The sequence below is a fragment of the Microcoleus sp. SVA1B4 genome, assembly GCF_036700545.1.
Taxonomy (GTDB): Bacteria; Cyanobacteriota; Cyanobacteriia; order Cyanobacteriales; family Microcoleaceae; genus Microcoleus.
In genome coordinates this window covers 48155-69346 of the sequence record NZ_JAUBPB010000003.1, presented here as the reverse complement: position 1 = coordinate 69346, position 21192 = coordinate 48155, and the positions used below count along the sequence as shown (strand labels likewise).

Genomic DNA, 21192 nt, shown 5'->3' with positions numbered 1-21192 from the left:
CTATTATTAAGTGGCTTGCATTCTCGCATAAAACTAATTAACCAGGGCTTAGGCTTTGTAATGGTGTGGCAAGAGTTTGAGATTCTTCGCATTACTTGCGGAACCTTCGCTACGCTCGTGGTAAACTGCTTGAAGGACTCAGAATGACATAATTAGGCTATTACTGCGTAAGTTCTATTAACTAAAGCCTTCTGAGAATGCTATCCACCAAACAGCAGACAAGAGTGGACAACCACTTCCAACGCTGGAGAGATAGCCAGCCTCAGTTACAAACTACGTTTCGAGGGTCATGACACCTACAGGTGCTTTCCAGCTTGTAGCCCTGTCGTCAATAGTTAAACATCCCTATTTGGTTAAGGAAGTGCGATTGGCATAACAAGCCCTCAAAACATTGGCGAGGAAAACATTACCCCGCAAGGGAGGACATCCATGTCTAATTTTGTCTTTGTTGTCGATACCAATGGACAACCGCTTAACCCAGTACCACCGGGACAAGCAAGGCGATTGTTAAAACTCCAAAAAGCTGCTATTTATCGACGTTACCCCTTGACGATCGTACTCAAATACACAGTATCCGCTCCCCAAATACAACCCCATCAATTAAAAATCGATCCGGGTGCCAAAGTTAGTGGATTAGCAATTGTCCGAGACGACAAAGTAATCTGGGGTGCTGAATTAACCCACAGGGGACAACAAATTAAGCACGATTTAGCATCGCGTCGCGCCCTGCGCAGTCACCGGAGAAACCGCAAAACCAGGTATCGACAACCCCGGTTTTTAAACCGGACGCGAAAATCAGGATGGTTGCCACCCAGTCTAGAATCAAGAGTAGAAAATATTCTGACTTGGGTCAACCGCATACGCAGATACGTTCCAATTACAGGAATATCTCAAGAGTTAGTGAAATTTGACACTCAGGCGATGCAAAACCCAGAAATCTCAGGCATCCAGTACCAACAAGGAGAACTAGCAGGCTACGAAATCAGAGAATATTTACTAGAAAAATGGGGTCGAAAATGTGCTTATTGCAACGCCCAAAATATCCCATTAGAAATTGAGCATATCCACCCCCGATCGAAAGGCGGAAGTTCCCGAGTTTCAAATCTCACAATTGCTTGCCGTCAGTGCAACGAAGCCAAGGGAAATCAGGAGCTTAAAGATTTCTTAGCACAGCAACCTGAGTTGTTCGATCGAATCGCAAAACAAGCCAAACAACCATTGAAAGATGCAGCAGCAGTCAATAGCACCCGCTGGCAACTCTTTAACAGACTGAAAGAAACATCATTACCAGTTGAAATCGGAACAGGCGGTCAGACCAAATACAATCGTACTCGATTGGAATTACCAAAAACTCATTGGTTAGATGCAGCTTGTGTGGGACTCGTGTCCCAATTAAAAATTTTGACTGCCGGGCCTTTGTTAATTCAAGCTTCAGGATGGGGCAGCCGTCAGATCTGCCAGCCAAATAAATATGGCTTCCCAATCAGACACAAGACACGGTGCAAGGAATTTTTCGGCTTTAAAACTGGCGACATGGTACAAGCAACTCTGCCTACAGGAAAATTTGCGGGTACTCATAGAGGCAGGCTAATTGTTCGAGCGAGTGGAGTTTTTGAGATGATTTCACCAACGGGAAAAGTTAGCCCAGTACGTCACAAATACTGTAGGGCAATTCACCATAATGATGGTTATACGTATACATTGTCTACTTGCGTCCAGTAAATCGGCAATTAGAGGCGTAGCGATCGCAAATATCGCAAAGGGAACTGGTGCGGTGGGTGGGCGGGCAAATAAAATCCTGCTTGGAGCAGGATTTTATCCCCTTTATCGGGGGTCGTCATTGATTACTTGACAAAATCATCAATCTCTTCATTATCGTCAGTTGCCTTTTTCTTGTGAGAAGCTTTGACTGCCGATTCGATATAACGGAAGTGCAAGTCAATCACTGCTTGCTCAGATGAAAGCCAGTAAACGTTGCTCAAGATTTCTTCAAGGATCTCGTCAGCCGAGTAGCCTTCATATTGCTTGTTAAACCAAGTATTGAACGCTTCCCAGTCAAGAGCTTTACCTTTCTGCAACTGTCGTTGTTTGGCACGTCCCGTTAACTCGCGGGCAACGTGCAAAAACATCTCGAAGCGCTGTTCTTCAAGAGTTTCTGCAAATTGCTTTTGCATCGGAGTTGGAGCTGATTTGCGATTAGCCATGATTAACACTCCTTGTGTTTTTTATTCACAACTAAAGCGACGACAGTTCGCTAATTAGAATTAATTCAAAAAATTCCTGGGGTTGGTGGGTGGGTAAAATTAAATTCACAACCAATGCCAAGATTTCATTGATTGTGAATTTTTTGGGTATGCCTCCCAGAGCGCCCTAATTCGGACGGTGGCGACAATCATTACCCAGGAGCGCGATTCGTGGAAAAGGCCTCGATAGAGGCAAAAAAATGCTCTGCTTTTTCAGCAGAGCTTTCTAATCAAACTTTAGCGATTATTCGTCGTCTTCCTCAAATTCTTCGTCTTCGTCTAAACTAAAATCATCCTCCTCATCGCTTTCCTCATCCTCGTCCTCATCGCTTTCGGAGTCTTCGTCCTCCTCATCAATTTCATCGAGTATGTCATCAATTTCATCATCTTCATCATCGAGTTCGTCGTCCTCATCGAGTTCTTCAGTATCTTCTTCAGAGGATTTAGCTAACTCGTTGCGACGCTTTAAGCTTTGAGCATTGAACTCCATTAAATCGGCAATGGCAGCTTGTGGATTGTCAGCAATTGTATCGTAAAGTTGGCTCATCGCTAAGGCAACAACTTCGACATCATACTTGAGTTCATCGGGTCGGCCAACTAGCTTGGGAAACACAGTATTGTTCCACTCTTGCCAGTCGAACTTTTTACCATTGCCATTACCGTTGCGCTTATTCAACTGAGCTTGAATATCCAATCCCAGTTTTTCGCGAATTGCGTGGCCAACCTTTGTCGAAATACGGCTATCGCGACGCTGAATTGTCACACCGTACTTCTTATGAATTGTATTCCGAATCTGTTTGACTAGCTCGCCAGCAAGTTGCTCCGGGCTGAGGTTAGGTTGAGGTTTTGATTTAGCTCCATTGTTACTGCCGACAGTTTGACTGTTCTGCTTTTCAGGCGGTTTTGATTTAGCAGGAACTGTTGACTGAGAGCGATTTGGAGTGGCTGCTGTTTGTTTTTTAGTTGTGGTCATGATTGACAATTTAACTTACATAACATCAATTAATGAGTGCCGTTAGGCACAATTACCCCCTCCAGTTGAGGGGGGTATTTCGCTCATTAGCAGGAAGTTAAATTTTAATTATTTTAGTTAAATTATTATGTTCAAAGTCGTCTATTTAGTTGTATCAGCTCATGAAACTTTTCAATAGTTTGTCTAAGTTAAGAGTCATTCAAACTCCCATAGTTGCCCTTGAATGTTACAGTGCCGATCGCCAAAAAATCTTGTCATCATTTCATCAGTACGCCAGTGAGTGTTGTTTACCTGTTTATTATTGGAATCCCGGCTATGCAACTCTTCAACAGGTGCGGTGTTTGGATAAACATCTCGCGAAATTAGGTTGTCATTCAGACTTGACAAGCGTTTCAGATATTTCGGAAACGTATAACAGTGAATGCGTCCTATGTAAAACTGAGCTATCTGTCGAGAGTGATGTCCTGCAATTTCTGCTGGAAAATGACTGCCCCGGTATCTTTTTGTTAGAGGATATTTTGGAGTCAGACAGTACCGAACAGCCTCTTGTCCGACGTTATTCTCAATTGGCTAACGCATTCTTTGAGCTGAAAGGGCGTTGGGCCGACCAATATTGGGTACTGCTGGGCGAGTACATCCAATTGCCATCAAAGCTAAGTCCATTAATTCCTCTACTCAAATGTCCGTTACCCGATCGTTTTGAAGTCGAAGTTCTTGTAGATAATTTTTGCGATCGCAATTGTTCCCTTGATTTTGGTTCAGATGCGGTAGCTGCTAAAAAACGGCTGGCTGTTTCTAGTCTAGGGCTACCACAGGCTGAAATTGAATTAGTATTAGATCGATCGCTCTCTGTGACTACTTCAGTTGTCCATATCGCTGAGTTGGTATTAGAGCATAAAATATCGCAACTTCGAGACCAGGGGTTGGAGTTCATTGCTTCTCCCGACGTGCCTCATGCTGGCGGTTTAGATTTATTAGATGCTTATTTGAGCGAAGTCGTAAAGCTGTCAGAACCTGATGCCAAGAAATATCACCTCAGACCTCCCAAAGGAATGCTGCTGTGGGGGCCGCCGGGGACGGGCAAAAGTTTGAGTGCAAAGCTAGCTGCTAAGAAGCTAGGTTATGCGCTTTTAGCAGCAAGTTGGGGCAATATTCTAGGTTCCTCTAATCCAGATCGCGCTCTCAACAAAATGCTGGATACAGCAGATAATTTGGGCGGCTGCGTGTTGTTCTTTGACGATTTTGACAAGGGTTTTTCTGGCTGGGAATCAAATGCTGATGGCGGTGTAGCTAGGCGACTGTCGCAGAAATTGCTCACCTGGATGCAGGAGCATGAAAGCCCCGTGTTAATGTTAGCTACTGTTAACCGCTTAGAAATGCTGCCGGCTGAACTTATCCGCAGATTTGACGACGGCGGAATCTGGTTTGTGGATTTGCCACACAGCGGCGCTCGCTATGAGATTTTCAATTTGCACTTAGCTAAGTATTTCCCAGAGCAGTTTGGGGAAGGAAAAGAGAATCTTTGGAGCGACAGACAGTGGTATTCGCTACTATCTGATTATGCCGGAGCAACGAGTGCTGAAATTGCGATCGCAGTTAAACGCTGTGCTGAACGAGCCTATTGTGAAGGACGACCTGGTAAAATTGAATTGGTCGATCTGCGTTATCAGAGAACTCAGTTTGTGCTGTCGTCTGAGCGTTCTTCTGAAGATATCCAGGGGATTCGCAACAAAGCGTCCTTTGCGCGGCCTGCTTCTGGGGGCGATCGGTCTAAATTTGCGGCGGCAGAGCAAGAATTATTCGAGTATCGACCACCTGCTTACGAGAAAACTTGAGTGTACGATCGACAGCAATAGCAGGGTTTTATTGGCATCGAAAATCAATTCCAAGATTTCTGCCGCATTAGATGGTGCGGTGCAAACAAGAGAATTCAGGGGGTGACAACCCCGTCTTGACCCATAGCTAACAAAGGTTAGACCGATTTATGGTAAAAAAAGATGGGGTCAATTTTTATAAGCAACCCCATCTATATACAATGTTACCTCCATTGTAAGGATTCAGGTCCCAAAGAAGGGAATGAGGTCAGGCATAGGAAAGTAGTCACAAGAATGGGCAGAAATAGCCTCACGGAAAAAAGCCATTACTGAACGAGCTTGAAAACGACAGGTTTGAATCACACTCAGCAGATTAGCCGTTTCCTCAAATCGTTTCATCGAACGAGAGCCGCCAGAAACTTTCCGTTTCGTTACAGCTAGCCGTAGGGAACGTTCTGCTAAATTATTATCTGGAGGAACCGAGGGGTCATTGAGAAAATACCACCATTGTTCTGCCTTATCTCGTAAGGATTTTAGTAACAGACCTGCTGCATAACCAACTTTGCCCAACCAAGTGGTCAAAGCTTGATTCAATCGTATTGTGAAATCCTCAGCCCAGAAGTCGTAGGTGAGTCGAGCCTTCGTCTTTCGCCAGGACTCATGGGCGATAAAAGCTTCATCTATTAATGACAGAAATACTTGAGCGACTGCTGCATTATTGTTGCCAGGAAGTTCCAGCACTTTCTTGAAATGCCGCCGTAAATGGGCCAGACACTTCTGTTGGGCTGCGATGTTCCCGCCATTATAAACGCTGAAATCATCTGAGCTTAAGACTCCCGCAAATTCTTTGCCCAGCATGGTTTCCAATTCCACCCGCCCCCTGGTATCTGCGGCATGAAATAAACAGAATCCTTCGATACTCGCTGTCCATAACCATTCTTTAACCCCCATCACACACCACGGTGTTTCATCTACATGAACGTTTGATTGTAGAGGTGCCCATTCCCACAGTGCTTTGAGAGCTGGTTTAACTGCTGCTGCTACTCGTTGATTGGTTTTTTGGAGTGTTCCTACGGACACTTCTATCCTGCCGAGTTCCCACAACAACTCAGTCAGCTTGGAGTAGGAAAGATGCCCATAATTGCCTAGCCAGACTAAGAGTGCTTGGAGATTAACGCTCAAGTCTTGTCCTGGAACTATTCCTAGGGGCGGTTCTCCTGTGACTACTGCACCACATTCGAGGCATTTACACGATTGTGTCTGATATTCAACGACCTCGATTGGTTTTGCTACTAGACTTGCTACTTGTTGTCTGTGGATGTTAATTACTTCACTTAATTCTTTACTGCCACAATTGAGACAGATGTCGGGTGAGCTAATTTCAGTTCTGTCTACTCGTCCAAACCCTTTGCGGGTTTTCCCCTGATGACCCGGTTGTCCGCCTGGTTTCTTTTTTGGGTCTGCTTCTGGTTTAACTGTTGGTTTCTCTGGTTTTTGGAGTAGATCCGTTGATGGGGGTTTTGATGAAGTCTGACTGGTGGTTCGACTTTTGCCCTCGGCAATAGCTAGTTTTTCTTGCAATTCTTCAATGATTTTTTGCAGCCCCAACACCATTTCCACCAGTTCAGCTTGGCTCAACTGCTCTATCTCGGTTTTTTTCTGCTCTCTGGTGGCTGTGGGCTTTTTCATTCCTTTATTTTACCAGCTTTTGCCACTGAAGTTTTTCTTGACCTGAATCCTTACAAAATAATTGAGGAATTAATGGCAATAAGACGGAACAAGCTACAATTTTTTCAGAGGGGTTTGAGGGCTATGTCCCTGATGATACCGACGTTTTGACGGCGTTCTCACCCCGTGAAGCAGGAATTGTTTAAGCGGTGGAAGAATGGCGATCGCCATTCTGTTTAAAATTAGATTAATAGAGGTTGCAATTCCAGATTGTCTCTTTTTAATTAAATCCTTTTGTTCCTGCCGATCGATCGCGGTAGACAAAATCTTCTTTGTGCACGGACAATCTATCTAACACCGATCGAATTTGAGAGTGTTGCGGTGAAAGATGGCAAACAGGATCGGTAGCCCGTGCATCTTGGGTTAACAGAAATGCTTGACAGCGACAACCACCCCAATCCAAGGTTTTACGATCGCAACTCTGACAAGGTTCCGGCATCCAATTCGTGCCGCGAAATCGATTCATTCCCGCAGACTCAAACCAAATCCAATCAAGCGCGCGATCGCGAATATTGCCAAACTCAATATCGGGAATTGCCATTGCCGCTTGGCACGGTAAACCGTCGCCATTGGGAGTAATAATTAACGTCCGATTCCCCCAACCGCCCATGCAAGGTTTGGGATATTGAGCGTAGTAATCTGGAATAACATAGAGAATTCCCATCGGAATTTTGCGCCTTTGTTGAGCTGCTTTCACCACTTGTTCCGCGCGGGCTAACTGTTCGCGACTCGGCAATAAAGCATCCCGATTGTGCAGCGCCCAACCGTAGTATTGAGTGTTTGCTAATTCAACGCGATCGGCTTGCAACATCTCGGCTAGCGATAGCATTTCCTCAAGGCGATCTAGATTCTGACGGTGTAAAACAAAGTTCAATGTTAGCGGCAAACCTAACTCTTTTACCAGTTGAGACGCAGCGATTTTTTGGTCGAACGATCGCGCTCCGGCAATGCGATCGGACTGCGCCGCGAGGCTATCTTGAATGCTAATTTGAACGTGATCTAAACCCCGGTTTTTTAAATTTGCAGCCCGTTCTTTTGTGAGTAAAGTTCCGGCCGTAACTAATGTCGTGTAAAGGCCTAACTCGGCCGCGGTTTCCACCAATATTTCTAAGTCTTTGCGCAGCAAAGGTTCTCCACCAGTCAGCCCCAACTGCAAAATACCCAACTTTCGAGCTTGCCGGATTACTCGCAACCAATCCTCTGTCTGGAGTTCTTGCTGGTAAGAATTATCGCTCCAATTTATCGGATTCGAGCAGTAGGGACAGCGCAAAGGACAGCGATAGGTTAACTCTGCAACCAAGCTAAAAGGTAGCGCAATTTCATTCATTTAAAAAACCTCGCTGCGAAATTTGAGCGATTAGTTGGCGGACATCTGCTTCTACATTGGGGCTAGCAAACTGCGCGGATAACTCTGTAATAATTTCGTCGGTCGTATGGTGGCGATCGCACAGTTTTAAAATTGCCCAAGCCGTTTTATTCAGTTTGACTGCGCCTTCGGGAAACAAGAGAAAATGCTGTTGCCTGATCTCATCCCAAAACAGCCGCACTCCACAAGCAAGATAGGGATAACTGTTACCATTCATTAGTTTTCAAGATAGTTGACAGTTGATAGTTGACAGTTGACAGTTAGTAATTGTCCCAATCTCCCAATCCCCCAATCTAAAATCTAAAATCTTCCCCTCTTCCCCTCTCCCCTCATGTTTCTGAGGGACGAGTGTCTCCTAGTTCGATCGCTTCAAGCTGGCTCCACAACAGATCGCATTTGAAAATTAATGCCCGAACAGCTTTCTGTTGCATCTCAACAGTCTGACAGTTTTGCACCACTAATTTCAGTGCATAGCGAGCATCTTGAGGGGCTTGATGCAATCGCACTCGGAAATAATCAAATCCACTCGGATCGATCCATGAATAGTATTTTTCCAACGCAACCAATCGATCGCGAATTGCATCAGGTCCAAACAACTCTGTCAGCGAAGATGCGATCGCTTCAATCCAAGGTTTAGTCTTGCAGAAATTGACATAAGCATCGACAGCATATCGCACTCCGGGCAAAACATTTCCATCGTCCAACAGTCGATCGCGCGACAGTCCCACCGCTTCACCCAATCGCAACCATGCTTCAATTCCTCCTGCTTCCGCACCCCTACCGTCGCGATCGATATTCCGGCCGTCATGGTCGATAATGCGTTGAATCCACTCGCGCCGCACTTCTCGATCGGAACAATTCGATAAAATTGCAGCATCTTTAAGCGGAATATTGCGTTGATAATAAAAGCGATTAATTACCCAGCGCCGCACTTCTTCTGGAGTCAATTCTCCTGCATTCATGCGTTGGTGAAACGGGTGCAGGTGGTGGTAGCGGTGGTGTTGCTGGCGCAGCAAATTCTCGAATTCGAGCGGTGACAATAATTCTTGCATGGTTCGATCTGATCTAGTTTGTGATGAATTTATCATTGCATATTTTCAGGATTGCTATATCTCGCGTCCGCTCGCTCGGCCTAATAAAAAAGGCTTGCATTACGGGAAATCATTTGTGAAGTTCTTACTCCCCAGCGAGTTTGGGGAATTGGGGTCGGGTAAAAAATTTATGAATCATTTATAATTGCCATATCACAAATCAAACATTAATCCATCACAACCAATTTCAACCCCTTGACTTTCAACTGTTTGTCGCTCAGGAGAATTTGGAATTAGAATTGGATTGGTATTGTTGATATGAACTAGAATTTTGCGCGGCCCAGTTAGTCCTTCAAGCTGCCGCAAACTGCCTCGGTCTCCCGATAAAGGTAAATGTCCCATTTGCAGTGCCGATCGCGCTCCAACAGCTAAGGCTGGAAGTTCGTCATCAGTCCAAAACGTGCCGTCGATCGCGATGCAATCGCTGGCATTTAAACGGCGCTGCATTGTCTCGTCGATCGCCGCCAATCCCGGTGCATAAGTTAGAGTTTTACCAGTGCTGAGATCGCGAATTGTCAATCCTACACCCCAAACTTCATCCGGCGATCGATCTTCGTTCTGCATATATTTCGGCGGTTTTGTCGAAAGTGCAAAAGCCTCGACTTCCAGATCGGATGCCAGCGAGATGGCAGCATCTAGAGGCGACCAATCGACACCGCAATAATTTTGCAGTGTCGAAAATAATGGATAGCCGGTTGTCAGGGCGAATTTGACTCGCTCGGAACTGTAAATTTTTAAAGGATGCGATGATTCCCGCAACAGCATCAACCCAGTCGTATGGTCGATTTCAGCATCCGTTAAAATGATGCCAGCAAAAGGCAGCGAGCGCCCGTTTTGCGGAGCAAAACAGTTGTGCGCTCTCATTAGTTCAATTTGCTGGCGCACGTCCGGCGAAGCATTAATTAAAAACCAATCCCCGCCGTTCGATCGAATTGCGATCGATGATTGAGTGAGCGCTGTTGCCCGACCCGATCGACTCGCTTCACAGCCCCGACAATGACAGTTCCACTGGGGAAATCCCCCGCCCGCCGCTGCTCCCAAAATTCTCACGATCATCTATCAAAATCCGTTAAAAATAAGAATTCTGAATTCAGAATTCAGAAGTCAGAATCAAGAAGAATTCAGAAGTCAGAATCAAGAAGAATTCAGAAGTCAGAATCAAGAAGAATTCAGAAGTCAGAATCCATTAGTAAGAGATTTAGACCTGCCAATAATTCTAGACCACCAGTTTTCAATTTGGTCGGAACTTACGCACCAGCTCTATATGTAGGGTGCTTGTGGCGCACCTTACCGCTACTAATAGTTTGTCAAACTACTTGAGGCGTAAATCCTGTTAGTGTGGAACGCGGAACCGATTTATTCATGCGCCCGTCTTACAGAATTTAATTCTGAATTCTGACTCCTAAATTCATCTTGACTTTTGACTCCTGAATTCTGTTTGATTAATCGACCTCAGTTATTAGTCGGTTCCAGCCGAATCAATTTACCGTTCGAGTCATCTGTGAGAACGTACAGCAACCCATCTGGACTTTGCCGCACGTCCCGCACCCGCTGCCCGATGCTAATTTCTTCCTGGCTGCGGACATTTCCTGCTGCATCGAGCTCGATCCGCCGCACGTCTTGAGAAACTAAGCCCCCGGCAAACAGATTGCCCCTCCAAGCAGGAAAACGATCGCCAGTATAAAATGCCAGTCCAGAAGGAGCCGTTGCCGGAGTCCAAACGACTTTTGGATCTACCATACCGGGGCGCGATCGCTCCTGTGAAATCTCGCCGCCTGCATACTCCTGACTGTGGGTAACGAGCGGCCATCCATAGTTTTTGCCCGCTTCAGCTAGATTCAATTCATCGCCGCCGCGCGCCCCATGTTCCGTTATCCAAACTCGTTTTGTTCCCGGATCGAAGGCTATCCCTTGAATATTGCGGTGTCCGTAACTCCAAATAGCCGGATCTGCATTGGCATTTGTTGCGAAGGGATTATCGCGAGGAATTGAACCATCATCGTTTAACCGCACTATTTTGCCCAGACGGCTGCGTAAATTCTGTGCTTGCTTCCGAATCAGATCGCCTTCTAGCTGCACCGGTGGATTTCCGCCATCTCCGATCGCGACTAACATGGTGCCATCCGGCAGCCACAGGATGCGCGATCCAAAATGTTGCGTACCCGACTTGACTTGAGACACCTCGAAGATGACGCGCAAATCCTGCAAAGCTTTGCCGTCAAATCTCGCTCTCGCAATGCGAGTTTGATTCGCATCGGCGGTGCCCGAGGCGTAAGTCAGATACACAAATCGATTTTCGGCAAATCGAGGGTGAATGGAAACATCCATCAGTCCACCTTGGCCTGATGACATCACGGACGGCACGCCCGCGATCGGAGTTGGTTCCAACACCCCATTTTTCAGCAACCGCAGTCGCCCTGCTTTTTCCGAAATCAACATACTGCCATCGGGCAGCCATGCCATGCCCCAGGGGCGTTCTAACCCTTCCGCAACCGTCGCTTGCTTGAACCCCCGAGCCGTGCTGCTTGGAGATACTGCTTGAAGGGGCGATGCTTCAGCAGTAGGGGCAGCAGTAGGGGCAACATTAGGGGCAACAGCAGCCGTATTTGGGGGAGCGGCAGAACAAGCGGCGATCGTGATTCCAGCACTTGCCAGCCCAATCCTCCGAATTGAGTGTTTTATCAACAAAAGCATGATAGTTATTTCTTGCTATTGCTGGTTGTAGATGTAGGCGGTGACTTCCAAACACAAATCGAATTCTTCGAGCTCTGGTTTTTCCCAATCTTCAGAAGTGCGGATCGGCTGCCGAGATTCAGGGCGATCGTCGCTAGCTGAAATTTGCTGTGAGGTTTGAGATTGGTTTTGCGTTGCCATGAAAATTCTCCTAAAACTTAAAGCTGTGTTCGGATCGTGCTTGATGGTGTTGCAATTTCCAGTTATAGCGCAAAATTTAAAAAGCGAGCGACATATCGGAGGGATGAATCCGCGATCGAGAACAGTCGCTCCTTTGTCTTTCGCTCCCGACTCATGGGCGATAAAAGCTTCATCAATTAATGACAGGGCGTTGCGTAATCAGGGTATTAAAAAAATCACTTTAAAATCCAAAAGCTTTGTGGATACTGGTTTCTATGACGGTCATATTTAGCGTTTCATACCGTAAATCAGCAACGCCAATGACAGAAATATTTGAGCGACCGCTGCATTATTGTTGCCAGGAAGTCCCAGCACTTTCTGGAAATGCCGTCGTAAGTGAGCCAGACACTTCTGTTGGGCTGCTACTTTGCCAACATTATAAACGCTGAAATCATCTGAGCTTAAGACTCCTGCAAGTTCTGTACAGCGATCAATTATTCAGCAAACCCTATTTCTGGATCGAGTAGGAGTGGCAAAAAGGGGAGTAGGGAGTGGCGAGAAGCGTGGTTCTTCATTACTTCTTTCCCCACTCCTCACTCCTCCACTCTTATCCCTTCTTCGCCTACTGCCCGCTGCTCAATCTTTCCCCGCTAACCTCCCCAACTTTCCATCACCTTAATTTCTACCTCGCAAGGAATCGGAGAGAGGAACTTATTCCCTGCTCTCACCATACATTTTTTAAGCAAGGCTTTAACTGGCCTCACTTCTTCAAGAGGACACTCTATTAAAATTTCATCGTGAACGACACAAATCAGTTTACCACCAGTGCTGCTCAGAGGCAGAAAAAGTAGAGCAAGAGCGAGTTTAGTAATGTCAGCACTCATCCCTTGAATTGGGTTATTTAGCATTTCATTAAGCAGCGGTTTAGTATCTTTTGACCATAATCTCCTTCTGCCTAAGACTGTGCGACTCTCTCGAATACCTCGGCTCCAGGCGCTCCGAACTTTGCTGTGAAATTGTTTGATACCTGTATAGGATTCAAAGAACTTCTTACGAAAGTGTGAAGCTTGTTGCAGCGTTAAAGTGACTCCATGCTCTGCTTGAGCCATATTCTTAAATTTCTGTGCTCCCATGCCATAAATTAAACCGAAGTTAATAATTTTACCGAGCTGTCTGTCTTCGAGAGTAATTTCCGATAAGGGTTTGGCCAGCACCAAAGAAGCTGTCAGAGAGTGCAAATCTTCCCCTTCAGAATAGGCTTTCACCATTCTGCGATCGCCCGAAACCTTCGCCATAATCCGCAGTTCAATCTGGCTGTAATCCGCTTTTAGCAGGACACAACCGGGTGCTACTTTAAAACACTGCCTGGTTTCCTTATCTCTGGGGATATTCGTTAAATTTGGCTCTCGACAACTAAATCGTCCTGACCTAGCACCAATCTGAAACCAATTAGGATGAATGCGCCCTGTAATCGGGTGAATGCGTTCTGGTAAACCCAGAGTAAAAGTGTCGATGCGAGTAGATAAGCTGCGGTATTCTAACAGTGCTTGAATAACAGGATACTCGCCTTGCAAAGGAATTAAATGTTGAGAGTTAGTGGAAGTAACAGGAATGCCTTTCTGTTGCAAAGCCGCTAGAACTTGCTTGGGAGAGCGAGGATTAATTGTATCCGTAAATTCCGGCAGCAGAGAGATTTGTTGGTGAGGGTTAGGTCGATGGAGTTGCGAATTAATTTGTTTTAAAAGAGAGTCGCGTTGATGACAGAGCTTCACTCCCAAAACTCTCCACTGTTCTCTATCTAAAAGCATTCCGTTGAGTTCCATAGAAGCCACCGCAGGCAGACAAGCAAACTCTAGTAAAGCAGTTTTCCAAAGCTTAGAAGCTTTCAATTTTTGTTTGAGAGCAGCAGCCAGCGGGAGTAAAATTGCAGCATCGGTAGCAGCATATTGCAGTTGAGCGAGTGTTAAGTTTCCCGACCAATCGCTAACTTGCTGCGTTTTGTCTAGCTTTACTTTAAGCAAATTCTCAGTAACAGCATCTAGGGACAAATGGCGTTTTAGTCCAGCCGTCAGCACTCGGTAAGCCAAATAGGTATCGAAAAAAGGTTTGGATGGTTCCAGTCCGGCAAAAGTGAGCATTTGCCATTCAAATTTGAGGTTGTGACCTACCTTCAGTGCAGGACTGGCTAGGAGCAAGCGTAATGGTTCCAGGGAACTCGGTTCAATTGCCCATAAATCTACAATGATTACTGGATGGTCAGGAATGGCAAGTTGTAACAATCTAATTTTGGCTTGATATGGGTCAAGCCCTGTTGTTTCGCAGTCTATGCCGATAATTTTTGCTTGTTGGAATGGTTGAAGGGCTGTTTCAAGATTGAAAGCAGTATCGATCAGTTGGTAAGGAGTTTTAAGTGTAACGTGCAACTGAGCTATTTTAATTTTTTCGGTGGTCAAAAGATTTGGAATAGCGGTTGATTTTTTCGGCTTGTTTAGCGGGTTATATTTCATAATTAGTTCCGTTCATAAAAATAGTGAAAGAATATCGAAGTGTCAATAATGCAGGAAATTTTACTATTTTTCAGGATTTTTTCGACATTAGGTATCTTGAGGGTGATGGGTTTTATTTGGGAAGTATACGAGTTTTAAGTCAATACGCTTGGGTTCAGAACAATTTGACTTCCTTTCACAAATCGGGAATTACCAACAATCCGTGAAATTAAATTCGTCTGAAAGCGCTAACCCAAGCGTATTGAGTTATAAGTCGGTTTTTGGTAAATCAATTTAAGTCCTGAACTTTAGGAATAAGGTAAGAGACATAAAGGATGGCGGTTGGTCTAAAAAAAACCAGTGGTTGCCTGGTTTTGATTTAAAAGAGTTGCAAACTTTAAAGTCCGCAACAGTTGTTTTGGCTATCCCAAGTGCCGCCTAAAAGGTCGCAGCCTGGTTTGCCATCTGTAATCTTTTTACAGACGACTGCGTTAGCATCTGTTGCCATTAAGAGCAAAATGCTTGTTAGAGCGATAGCGAGCAGTTTTTTCATAACGGTGAACTCAGATGTATGAACTTCACCGATGCAGCACTGTTAAGTGCGACTTTAATTCGGAACGATTAGATTGTAAAAAAGATTTTTATATAGAGGTGGTGGAAAAATATTGCTTGAATTTAAATTTAAAGATTAGGATATATAATGTAACTAAGTTTCCCACTTACCGAGCTTTTTTATGAGTAACTCAATTCCCTCCCAGCCGCAATCCACAATAGATGATACAACCCGTTATCCGCGCTTGAGGGAACTGATAGAAGCAGAAGATGCAGCTAATGGAGAATTTGGCTGCGGTCGAAATTTGGGTAATAAACCTTCAGTTTATCTGAAAACCTGCGGTATCAATATCTCTGATGAAAACCTAAGAAATTTGTTAAGGGAGTATTTAGGTCATTTATTGATGGAGCTAGATTTTGACTCAATCATCAACCAGGTGAGTCATTTCGTAGAGTCATTAGTCGTGCAGGAACACACTCAATTAGAGCAGACAAGACCAGCATTAATGCTCTTAGAATCAGTTTTTGAGCAAATTCCTGCGAAAGAACTCAAACAATGTATTGAGTCAGAATTGGGGGAGTTTTGTTCGGAAACTGCGATCGAGCAAATTGTTCAGTATACTGGTCAAGTGATTCACAATTCAATTCTTCAACCTCGACATAAGTGGCCAAAACCTATTTGGGTACTAAGTGCTCTTGAGAAGGTGTATATTGCTCAGGCATCTAGTTTAGATGCAGCAATTGCTCAAGTTAAAGGACAATATCCCGACGAAACCGGAGAGCTGCAAGTAATCAAAGTCGGAGGTGTTCTCGCACCAAACCAAGTGATTTGCTTGGACTTAATGAACAATTAATAAAAAATGCAGAATATGTCCGGTATTCTGAGTAACGCTGGAGTATGTCTTGTGCAGTTAGCAGTTTCATTGCACGATCGCAAAAAGTTTTCAGCGATGCGAGCGCGAGCGCGGTTGGAAAAATGAACTTGCTCAAAATGTTGGGTACGATCGCTCTCTCCAGGTCAACTGTAGGTAATCCTTGTAGATTCTGATTAGTTGGAAACCCACTTGGGGCCTGATTATACATCTCCATAAATTACAGATAAGTCTAAGCAGGATAAGGGTTTCAGATTCATTTTTGGAGATGTCTATTGGTTCATTTCGACCGATCGCGAGAGTTACTTTAGCAATTGCTCAACTCGCTTGTACACAAGAGCGAGTTTTTTAGTACAATAATAACAACGATTGCTATTCCCTGTTATTAAAGCGAAAATGGAATAGCCCAAATTACAGGAGGACTCAGGCATGAACGTGTCTTTGACACCGGAGTTAGAGCAGTATGTCCAGGAGAAAGTCTCAAGCGGACTGTATTATTCTGCTAGCGAGGTAATCCGTGAAGGGTTGCGCCTGCTGAAAGAACGGGAACAATTCCAGCAAACTCGCTTACAGGAATTGCGGCAGGAAATTCAGGTAGGGCTAGACAGCGGTGAGGCAACTCCCTTGGATATGCCAGCAATCAAGGCAAAAGCGCGGCAGCGTCGGCGGAGGAAACCGCAGTAATGGCCACGATCGTTAAACGCCCGCGTGCTGAACTGGATTTGCTAGATATTTGGGACTACATCGCTGATGATAGTTTAGATCGGGCTGACGAGTTTTTAGATCGCGTTGAAGGAAAACTGCAAACCTTGGCACGTAATCCAGGATTGGGCAGAAGGCGTGAGGAACTGTTAGCTGGGTTGCACAGCTTTCCGATTGGGAACTATGTGGTGTTCTACCGGGAAATTGAAAATGGAATAGATGTAATTCGTGTTCTGCATGGTTCACGGGACATAGAAGACATTTTCAGTCGCGGCTAACTCCTTGTAATGCAAGTGCGTATTCAAGGCGTACTGCCTGCCAATAGAGAGAGTTTAATTGTGGAAGTGTTGCATAAATTTGAGTCAGAGATTGAATCAGGGGCATTAATTTTATTAGATGAAACGCGCTCTCGGGTTAGAATTCGGTTTCTTACACCGCGATTACTGACAAATCAGAGAATTTAGTGCGCGATCGCACTTTGTCACTTTCTTAAAAGACATTTTTCTCGACTTCGTAGAATTGCCCACTGCTGAGAGCCGTTAGGCAACTTTCATAGAGCTGCCCCCTCCATGTGGAGGGGGTAATTTTTACTGAACAAAATCGCTCATAGGAATGAAGTTGCAGGAACTCGATGCGATTTAAATTGGAATTGTTCACCACATAAACTAAAAAGAACCATGCACACTCCATCAGTTGAACCTAATTCCGGCTATAACAACTCCGGTTACGAATCGGCACCCGATTTGACAGTCGGTTACTCGTCATCTAAAGAAGTTCGTCAAGGTAATTTTGACAACGCTTACCAAGAAAATGTGTATGACTTGTCTAACCTAGCAGATACTCCTTGGACAGATTCAGCAGTCCGCCCGAATCCACAGCTTGAGCTGGAGCTTGATTAAAGAAAAAAGCGAAGATGGAGAAATGCAGTCCTGGACACACTATCAACCTAAAACACCCAGTTTCTCGTTCTCAGCCTCAACCTAAAATGACGGAATTACCTAGAAATAGCGGGTTTTTGGGTAATTCCTAAAATGGAGAGGAAAAGAGGGAGAGAGGAAGAGAGGGAGAGAGGAAGAGAGGGAGAGAGGAAGAGAGGGAGAGGGGGAGAGAGGGGATAGGGAGATTTAGCTGATGGGTTATTTCTGTCATACTGCTCTATTTTTTGTAATGTTTTAAAAACCGTTTAAAGTTTTTCCAACTTAGAAAGAATAGAGCAGCTTTTTTTACCTAATTTTAGTTAACATCCATAGGATTCCCATGAACAGTCCAAAGCAGTTAATAAAATTAAGCCAGGTAGGCTCGGCTTTAATAGCTGCCAGTACACTCTGCCTAATTTTTGCTTTCATCTGCATTACTTTCTTAAGCTTTCCATCAATTGCTAGTGCTAGTTCCTTACCTACTAAAATTTGGGAAAAAGAACAATCTAGAGTTTTGCTGCCAGATTGGAGCCAGATTACCTTTAGTTCCCTGCCCGCCGTTGTTAGTTCTGGAAGTTCAGGCGGTCGAAGCTGGCAAGGCGGCACTTCTGTTGACAACATCTTGAAGCTGGGGGACATCAACGATGTAAAACCTGAAATTCTGTCTTTGCAAGGAATTGAACAGTTGGCGTTAGGGGATATCAATTTAGAGAATATCAGCTTGTCAGCATTTCCCTTAGCTGGTAAGCAAACTGTCGGTCACTTGGCTGAAATTGTTCCGAATCTGGGTCAATTTCAATTGAGCGATGTTCCTCCAATTGCTTCTTTATCTTCTCAAATAGCCGGAGTGAACCCTAACATCAGCCAATTGCCAATTGGTCAAGCTGTAAAACAAGTACCGCAATTAGCGCAGGCAAAACTTAACCAAATTGACCTATCTGAATTTGCGATCGCCCAAATCCCCAACCTTAACAACGTAAATTTAGAACAGTTCTCTGGCTGGTCAGAGGAACTCATCAGCAATATTCCGCTGCTGAGTCAAGTCCCGCTTTCTAATTTTCCGGTTCCTATTGCGTCTATTGGCAGCACAATCATGCGAATTGACATGATTTACAGTCGGTACGAAAGCAAACGCAATAACACAATTTCTGGTTCTGATGTAGAAGGATTTGCGGTAGCCTGCGAGAAAGATTGCGCTTATATCGAACTCGACGACATGGAAAACGCCGGTCGCCGCGCCACAGGGCCACTAGAAGGCAAGCAGTGGATTAGCGGCAAATATCAGGAAGTGCGAGGTGGTTCTGGCTGTTTGACCGGTTGGGAACCGACGGGCCGGCATCCTTTTGGGGAAGTGTTTAAAGTAGTGGTAATGGAACCGTCAGAAACCAGCGATACTGTTGACACGGCCCTGTACTTCAGGTTTAGTTTGCCCTGCGGCAAATCGCCTTACATTATTGGTCCGGTTCCGTTTCTCAGTTACAGCGTTAATTCACCTATGTTTGTCGGTCGATTAGAGGGCGGTTCTTCTAACAGTATTTCGCGTTCAAAAGGTGTCGCATCTGAAACAAAACCTTCAAAACCGTTGAGTTCAAATCACGCTAAAGAAAACCCTTTACCAACTCAGCCTCTACCTGAATCCAAGCGAGAGTGCGCGCGCCCCGCAACTTACGTTAACGGTGTGGATGTAGCTTCATTAGGGGAGGCGTTAGCAAAGCTTTCCGAAGGAATCACCAATTTGGAAAATGCAGCCAGTGGCGATTACGAAGCTATTGGCGAGATGGTTTGTACTGAAGGATCTCGCAACTGCGGGCGGGCGATCGGTCGCTATCAGTTGATGAGTTACCGGGAAGAGGTGCAGCGTGCTGTCAGCTCAATTCCAGGGGGGGCTAACTTTCTCCTGAACGTCAACAAAGGCCAAAAACCTACAAGAGAGGAACTCTTCCAATATTTTCCTCCTGCTGTTCAGGATAAAGTCTTGCAAAATTCTCTAGCTGAGAACGTAGTCAGCAGGCAACAGGAAATTGACCCTAAAACTGGGCAGGTGTTCAAGGGCGATCGCTTAATTGAGCGAGTAGCACAGAAACACTTTGGGGGTTCTGGCAGTAAAATTGATGCCAGCTATTCCAACATTTTAGGTGGCTACTCTCTCAAACAGTACGGGGAAAAAGTTCGAGAGCTTTATAACCACAATACCCGCGACAATTGCCAAGCCAATTCTGGTGACAGCAATGGCATCACCAACTCGGTCGGCTCCGGCATTACTTTAAATGCTAGTTGGAGTATTAAGGTTGCGCCGTTCATCAGCTCTTTTTTGATGGGAATGTGGTTTTTAATTCGAGCTTTTCACAAGCGAAAGCAGCAATTTTTTATGATTCTAATCGGTTTGGGGATAGCAGTTACTCTTGGCACGGCTGCGCTCTCCCATTGAACCAGGGGAAAGAGGAGGTGGAAAAGCAAGGTATTAACAACTCTAACAACCTTCTCCGCAACCAGGACGTTTTTAATTGCTGAAACCATTGATTTTATAGCACTGATATCAATTCCGGTTGTATCGGAATGATTGGGAGCATCTCATATTGGTAAAAACACTTCTTCTTCCTTCTTCTTTCGGACTCTTTCCTCCTGACTCCTGGCTCCTGGCTCTTAACTCCAATTTTGGGCTTGGCTGCTTTCATTGAGATGCTTCCGAATGATTAAACCACAGAGGACACAGAGGACACAGAGAAAAAGAAGAGAGAGATAATAATTCCGATGTCAACGGATTAGATATGACTTCTAAGCTGTTCAGGATATAAATTGTAGAGTCGTTTTGTATTCCCCGAAGTCAGTCATAAAAATTGACTGTAAGATTTAGACATACAACAGCTTAGTTCAGCAAAACAATCTCTATTTTATTGTCTTTTTCTTCTGCTTTAGTGTCCTGTTTTTTCTTGTATTTTGTAGGAGTGAAGTAACAAATGGTTAAACAAAATAGAGTTAAGCAACAAACAGCAGGCACCCAAAAGATTGTCAACCCCCCGGTTTGGTTAAATCAACTTGGTTACTGGTTTCGCATTGGTTTGACAGTTTTTACCGCCCTGTCGCTATTATTGGGGACAGTTGCTTGCACGAATTCTAGTTCAGCAACAACCGCACCAGCTTCTTGGCAACAAGCTTTGCGAGTCACTCCAAAAGAAACTTTAACCCTAATTGTAAAGGAACACAGCAGCCTTCCAGAACTCAAAGTAGCGGCTGGGCAAAGTGCAGCGGCGGAAGCAATTAAGAGAATGCGAGTGTGGCAAGTTAATGGCTCGGTAGGACGGCTGAACCTTTATGATTTCAATAATTCCACTCTGTGCGGCACAAAAGGCTGCCTTTATGTTGGCTACTTAATTCCTAATGATTCAAGTCAAATGCCAACAGAAGTATTTGCAGCTTATCTCGACCCCCATAAACCGCAGAAAACTCCTTTGTTTAAGGCTGACAGTTCTTCGCACCAGGGTTTGCCTTGTCTAGGAGTGAATCAGCTTTCCAAAGAAGGCCGCCGCCAGCTTCAATTTTGCTACGACGGCCTTACCTATCAACTTGCTGACAGCCAGCTTTTCAGTAGTTAGTG

The 21192-nt window shown here is 45.0% G+C and carries 19 protein-coding genes and 1 pseudogene; 9 read left to right on the top strand and 11 right to left on the bottom strand.

All coding sequences use genetic code 11. The features are described from left to right. Positions 1-429 precede the first annotated feature (429 nt). Positions 430-1722 carry an RNA-guided endonuclease IscB gene (gene iscB, locus QT987_RS02385; RefSeq protein ID WP_333236961.1) on the top strand — a complete coding sequence of 431 codons (1293 nt, stop codon included), beginning with the start codon at positions 430-432 and terminating at the stop codon, positions 1720-1722. A 122-nt stretch (positions 1723-1844) separates the two neighbouring features. Here the strand turns inward: iscB and QT987_RS02380 are convergent, their stop codons facing one another. Continuing rightward, positions 1845-2204 (bottom strand): hypothetical protein, encoded by a 360-nt coding sequence (locus QT987_RS02380; RefSeq protein ID WP_333236959.1) that lies wholly within the window; start codon positions 2202-2204, stop codon positions 1845-1847. A 283-nt stretch (positions 2205-2487) separates the two neighbouring features. Continuing rightward, the gene (locus tag QT987_RS02375) at positions 2488-3216 is read right to left on the bottom strand and encodes a hypothetical protein (protein WP_333236957.1); all 729 of its coding nucleotides are present in this window, start codon (positions 3214-3216) and stop codon (positions 2488-2490) included. Positions 3217-3377: 161 nt separating this feature from the next. On the opposite strand from QT987_RS02375, the gene QT987_RS02370 reads away from it, so the two are divergent. Continuing rightward, the gene (locus tag QT987_RS02370; RefSeq protein WP_333236954.1) at positions 3378-5051 is read left to right on the top strand and encodes an AAA family ATPase; all 1674 of its coding nucleotides are present in this window, start codon (positions 3378-3380) and stop codon (positions 5049-5051) included. 222 nt (positions 5052-5273) lie between these two features. Here QT987_RS02370 and tnpC read toward each other — a convergent pair whose 3' ends face one another. From tnpC to pqqA, 7 genes are all read right to left on the bottom strand, one after another. Continuing rightward, positions 5274-6719, bottom strand: coding sequence for an IS66 family transposase (gene tnpC / locus QT987_RS02365; protein WP_333236951.1), 1446 nt, complete (start codon positions 6717-6719; stop codon positions 5274-5276). Between the two features lie 259 nt (positions 6720-6978). Then, positions 6979-8085: a pyrroloquinoline quinone biosynthesis protein PqqE gene (gene pqqE, locus QT987_RS02360; protein ID WP_333236949.1), complete on the bottom strand. Its 1107-nt coding sequence runs from the start codon at positions 8083-8085 to the stop codon at positions 6979-6981. Next, entirely contained in the window at positions 8078-8341 is a 264-nt protein-coding gene (gene pqqD / locus QT987_RS02355) for a pyrroloquinoline quinone biosynthesis peptide chaperone PqqD (RefSeq protein ID WP_333236947.1), read from the bottom strand. Before pqqD ends, pqqE begins: the two co-directional genes overlap by 8 nt. A gap of 112 nt (positions 8342-8453) precedes the next feature. Beyond that, complete coding sequence (gene pqqC, locus QT987_RS02350) at positions 8454-9176, bottom strand: pyrroloquinoline-quinone synthase PqqC (protein WP_333236945.1); 723 nt, start codon at positions 9174-9176, stop codon at positions 8454-8456. Between the two features lie 192 nt (positions 9177-9368). Further along, positions 9369-10271: a pyrroloquinoline quinone biosynthesis protein PqqB gene (gene pqqB / locus QT987_RS02345; protein ID WP_333236943.1), complete on the bottom strand. Its 903-nt coding sequence runs from the start codon at positions 10269-10271 to the stop codon at positions 9369-9371. Between the two features lie 396 nt (positions 10272-10667). Further along, complete coding sequence (locus QT987_RS02340) at positions 10668-11909, bottom strand: PQQ-dependent sugar dehydrogenase (RefSeq protein WP_333236941.1); 1242 nt, start codon at positions 11907-11909, stop codon at positions 10668-10670. A 15-nt stretch (positions 11910-11924) separates the two neighbouring features. After that, positions 11925-12089 carry a pyrroloquinoline quinone precursor peptide PqqA gene (pqqA, locus tag QT987_RS02335; protein WP_333236938.1) on the bottom strand — a complete coding sequence of 55 codons (165 nt, stop codon included), beginning with the start codon at positions 12087-12089 and terminating at the stop codon, positions 11925-11927. Here pqqA and QT987_RS02330 point away from each other — a divergent pair. Continuing rightward, positions 12088-12360 (top strand): hypothetical protein, encoded by a 273-nt coding sequence (locus tag QT987_RS02330; RefSeq protein ID WP_333236936.1) that lies wholly within the window; start codon positions 12088-12090, stop codon positions 12358-12360. The two genes, pqqA and QT987_RS02330, sit on opposite strands and share 2 nt — an antisense overlap. 26 nt (positions 12361-12386) lie before the next feature. Here the strand turns inward: QT987_RS02330 and QT987_RS02325 are convergent. After that, positions 12387-12551, bottom strand: a pseudogene (locus QT987_RS02325) (IS66 family transposase); the annotation flags it as partial. A gap of 167 nt (positions 12552-12718) precedes the next feature. Further along, a complete protein-coding gene (locus QT987_RS02320) occupies positions 12719-14521 on the bottom strand; it encodes a bifunctional 3'-5' exonuclease/DNA polymerase (protein WP_333236934.1) in 1803 nt (600 codons plus the stop codon). Between the two features lie 767 nt (positions 14522-15288). Here QT987_RS02320 and QT987_RS02315 point away from each other — a divergent pair. The 6 genes from QT987_RS02315 (at position 15289) to QT987_RS02290 (ending at position 21190) form a co-directional block, all read left to right on the top strand. After that, positions 15289-15960 carry a hypothetical protein gene (locus tag QT987_RS02315; RefSeq protein WP_333236932.1) on the top strand — a complete coding sequence of 224 codons (672 nt, stop codon included), beginning with the start codon at positions 15289-15291 and terminating at the stop codon, positions 15958-15960. A 447-nt stretch (positions 15961-16407) separates the two neighbouring features. Further along, a complete protein-coding gene (locus tag QT987_RS02310) occupies positions 16408-16662 on the top strand; it encodes a type II toxin-antitoxin system ParD family antitoxin (RefSeq protein WP_015179693.1) in 255 nt (84 codons plus the stop codon). Then, positions 16662-16958, top strand: coding sequence for a type II toxin-antitoxin system RelE/ParE family toxin (locus QT987_RS02305; RefSeq protein ID WP_333058482.1), 297 nt, complete (start codon positions 16662-16664; stop codon positions 16956-16958). The genes QT987_RS02310 and QT987_RS02305 overlap by 1 nt, the downstream gene beginning before the upstream one ends. Positions 16959-17357: 399 nt before the next feature. Further along, positions 17358-17579 (top strand): hypothetical protein, encoded by a 222-nt coding sequence (locus QT987_RS02300; protein WP_333236930.1) that lies wholly within the window; start codon positions 17358-17360, stop codon positions 17577-17579. A gap of 358 nt (positions 17580-17937) precedes the next feature. Beyond that, complete coding sequence (locus QT987_RS02295) at positions 17938-20025, top strand: hypothetical protein (protein ID WP_333236928.1); 2088 nt, start codon at positions 17938-17940, stop codon at positions 20023-20025. A 529-nt stretch (positions 20026-20554) separates the two neighbouring features. Continuing rightward, entirely contained in the window at positions 20555-21190 is a 636-nt protein-coding gene (locus tag QT987_RS02290) for a hypothetical protein (RefSeq protein WP_333236926.1), read from the top strand. Positions 21191-21192: the final 2 nt, after the last annotated feature.

Bases quoted from the DNA above. Each gene is read 5' to 3' on its own strand.
- iscB (WP_333236961.1), top strand. From the start codon at position 430: ATGTCTAATTTTGTCTTTGTTGTCGATACCAATGGACAACCGCTTAAC.
- QT987_RS02380 (WP_333236959.1), bottom strand. From the start codon at position 2,204: ATGGCTAATCGCAAATCAGCTCCAACTCCGATGCAAAAGCAATTTGCA.
- QT987_RS02375 (WP_333236957.1), bottom strand. From the start codon at position 3,216: ATGACCACAACTAAAAAACAAACAGCAGCCACTCCAAATCGCTCTCAG.
- QT987_RS02370 (WP_333236954.1), top strand. From the start codon at position 3,378: ATGAAACTTTTCAATAGTTTGTCTAAGTTAAGAGTCATTCAAACTCCC.
- tnpC (WP_333236951.1), bottom strand. From the start codon at position 6,719: ATGAAAAAGCCCACAGCCACCAGAGAGCAGAAAAAAACCGAGATAGAG.
- pqqE (WP_333236949.1), bottom strand. From the start codon at position 8,085: ATGAATGAAATTGCGCTACCTTTTAGCTTGGTTGCAGAGTTAACCTAT.
- pqqD (WP_333236947.1), bottom strand. From the start codon at position 8,341: ATGAATGGTAACAGTTATCCCTATCTTGCTTGTGGAGTGCGGCTGTTT.
- pqqC (WP_333236945.1), bottom strand. From the start codon at position 9,176: ATGCAAGAATTATTGTCACCGCTCGAATTCGAGAATTTGCTGCGCCAG.
- pqqB (WP_333236943.1), bottom strand. From the start codon at position 10,271: ATGATCGTGAGAATTTTGGGAGCAGCGGCGGGCGGGGGATTTCCCCAG.
- QT987_RS02340 (WP_333236941.1), bottom strand. From the start codon at position 11,909: ATGCTTTTGTTGATAAAACACTCAATTCGGAGGATTGGGCTGGCAAGT.
- QT987_RS02330 (WP_333236936.1), top strand. From the start codon at position 12,088: ATGAAAATTCTCCTAAAACTTAAAGCTGTGTTCGGATCGTGCTTGATG.
- pqqA (WP_333236938.1), bottom strand. From the start codon at position 12,089: ATGGCAACGCAAAACCAATCTCAAACCTCACAGCAAATTTCAGCTAGC.
- QT987_RS02315 (WP_333236932.1), top strand. From the start codon at position 15,289: ATGAGTAACTCAATTCCCTCCCAGCCGCAATCCACAATAGATGATACA.
- QT987_RS02310 (WP_015179693.1), top strand. From the start codon at position 16,408: ATGAACGTGTCTTTGACACCGGAGTTAGAGCAGTATGTCCAGGAGAAA.
- QT987_RS02305 (WP_333058482.1), top strand. From the start codon at position 16,662: ATGGCCACGATCGTTAAACGCCCGCGTGCTGAACTGGATTTGCTAGAT.
- QT987_RS02300 (WP_333236930.1), top strand. From the start codon at position 17,358: ATGCACACTCCATCAGTTGAACCTAATTCCGGCTATAACAACTCCGGT.
- QT987_RS02295 (WP_333236928.1), top strand. From the start codon at position 17,938: ATGAACAGTCCAAAGCAGTTAATAAAATTAAGCCAGGTAGGCTCGGCT.
- QT987_RS02290 (WP_333236926.1), top strand. From the start codon at position 20,555: ATGGTTAAACAAAATAGAGTTAAGCAACAAACAGCAGGCACCCAAAAG.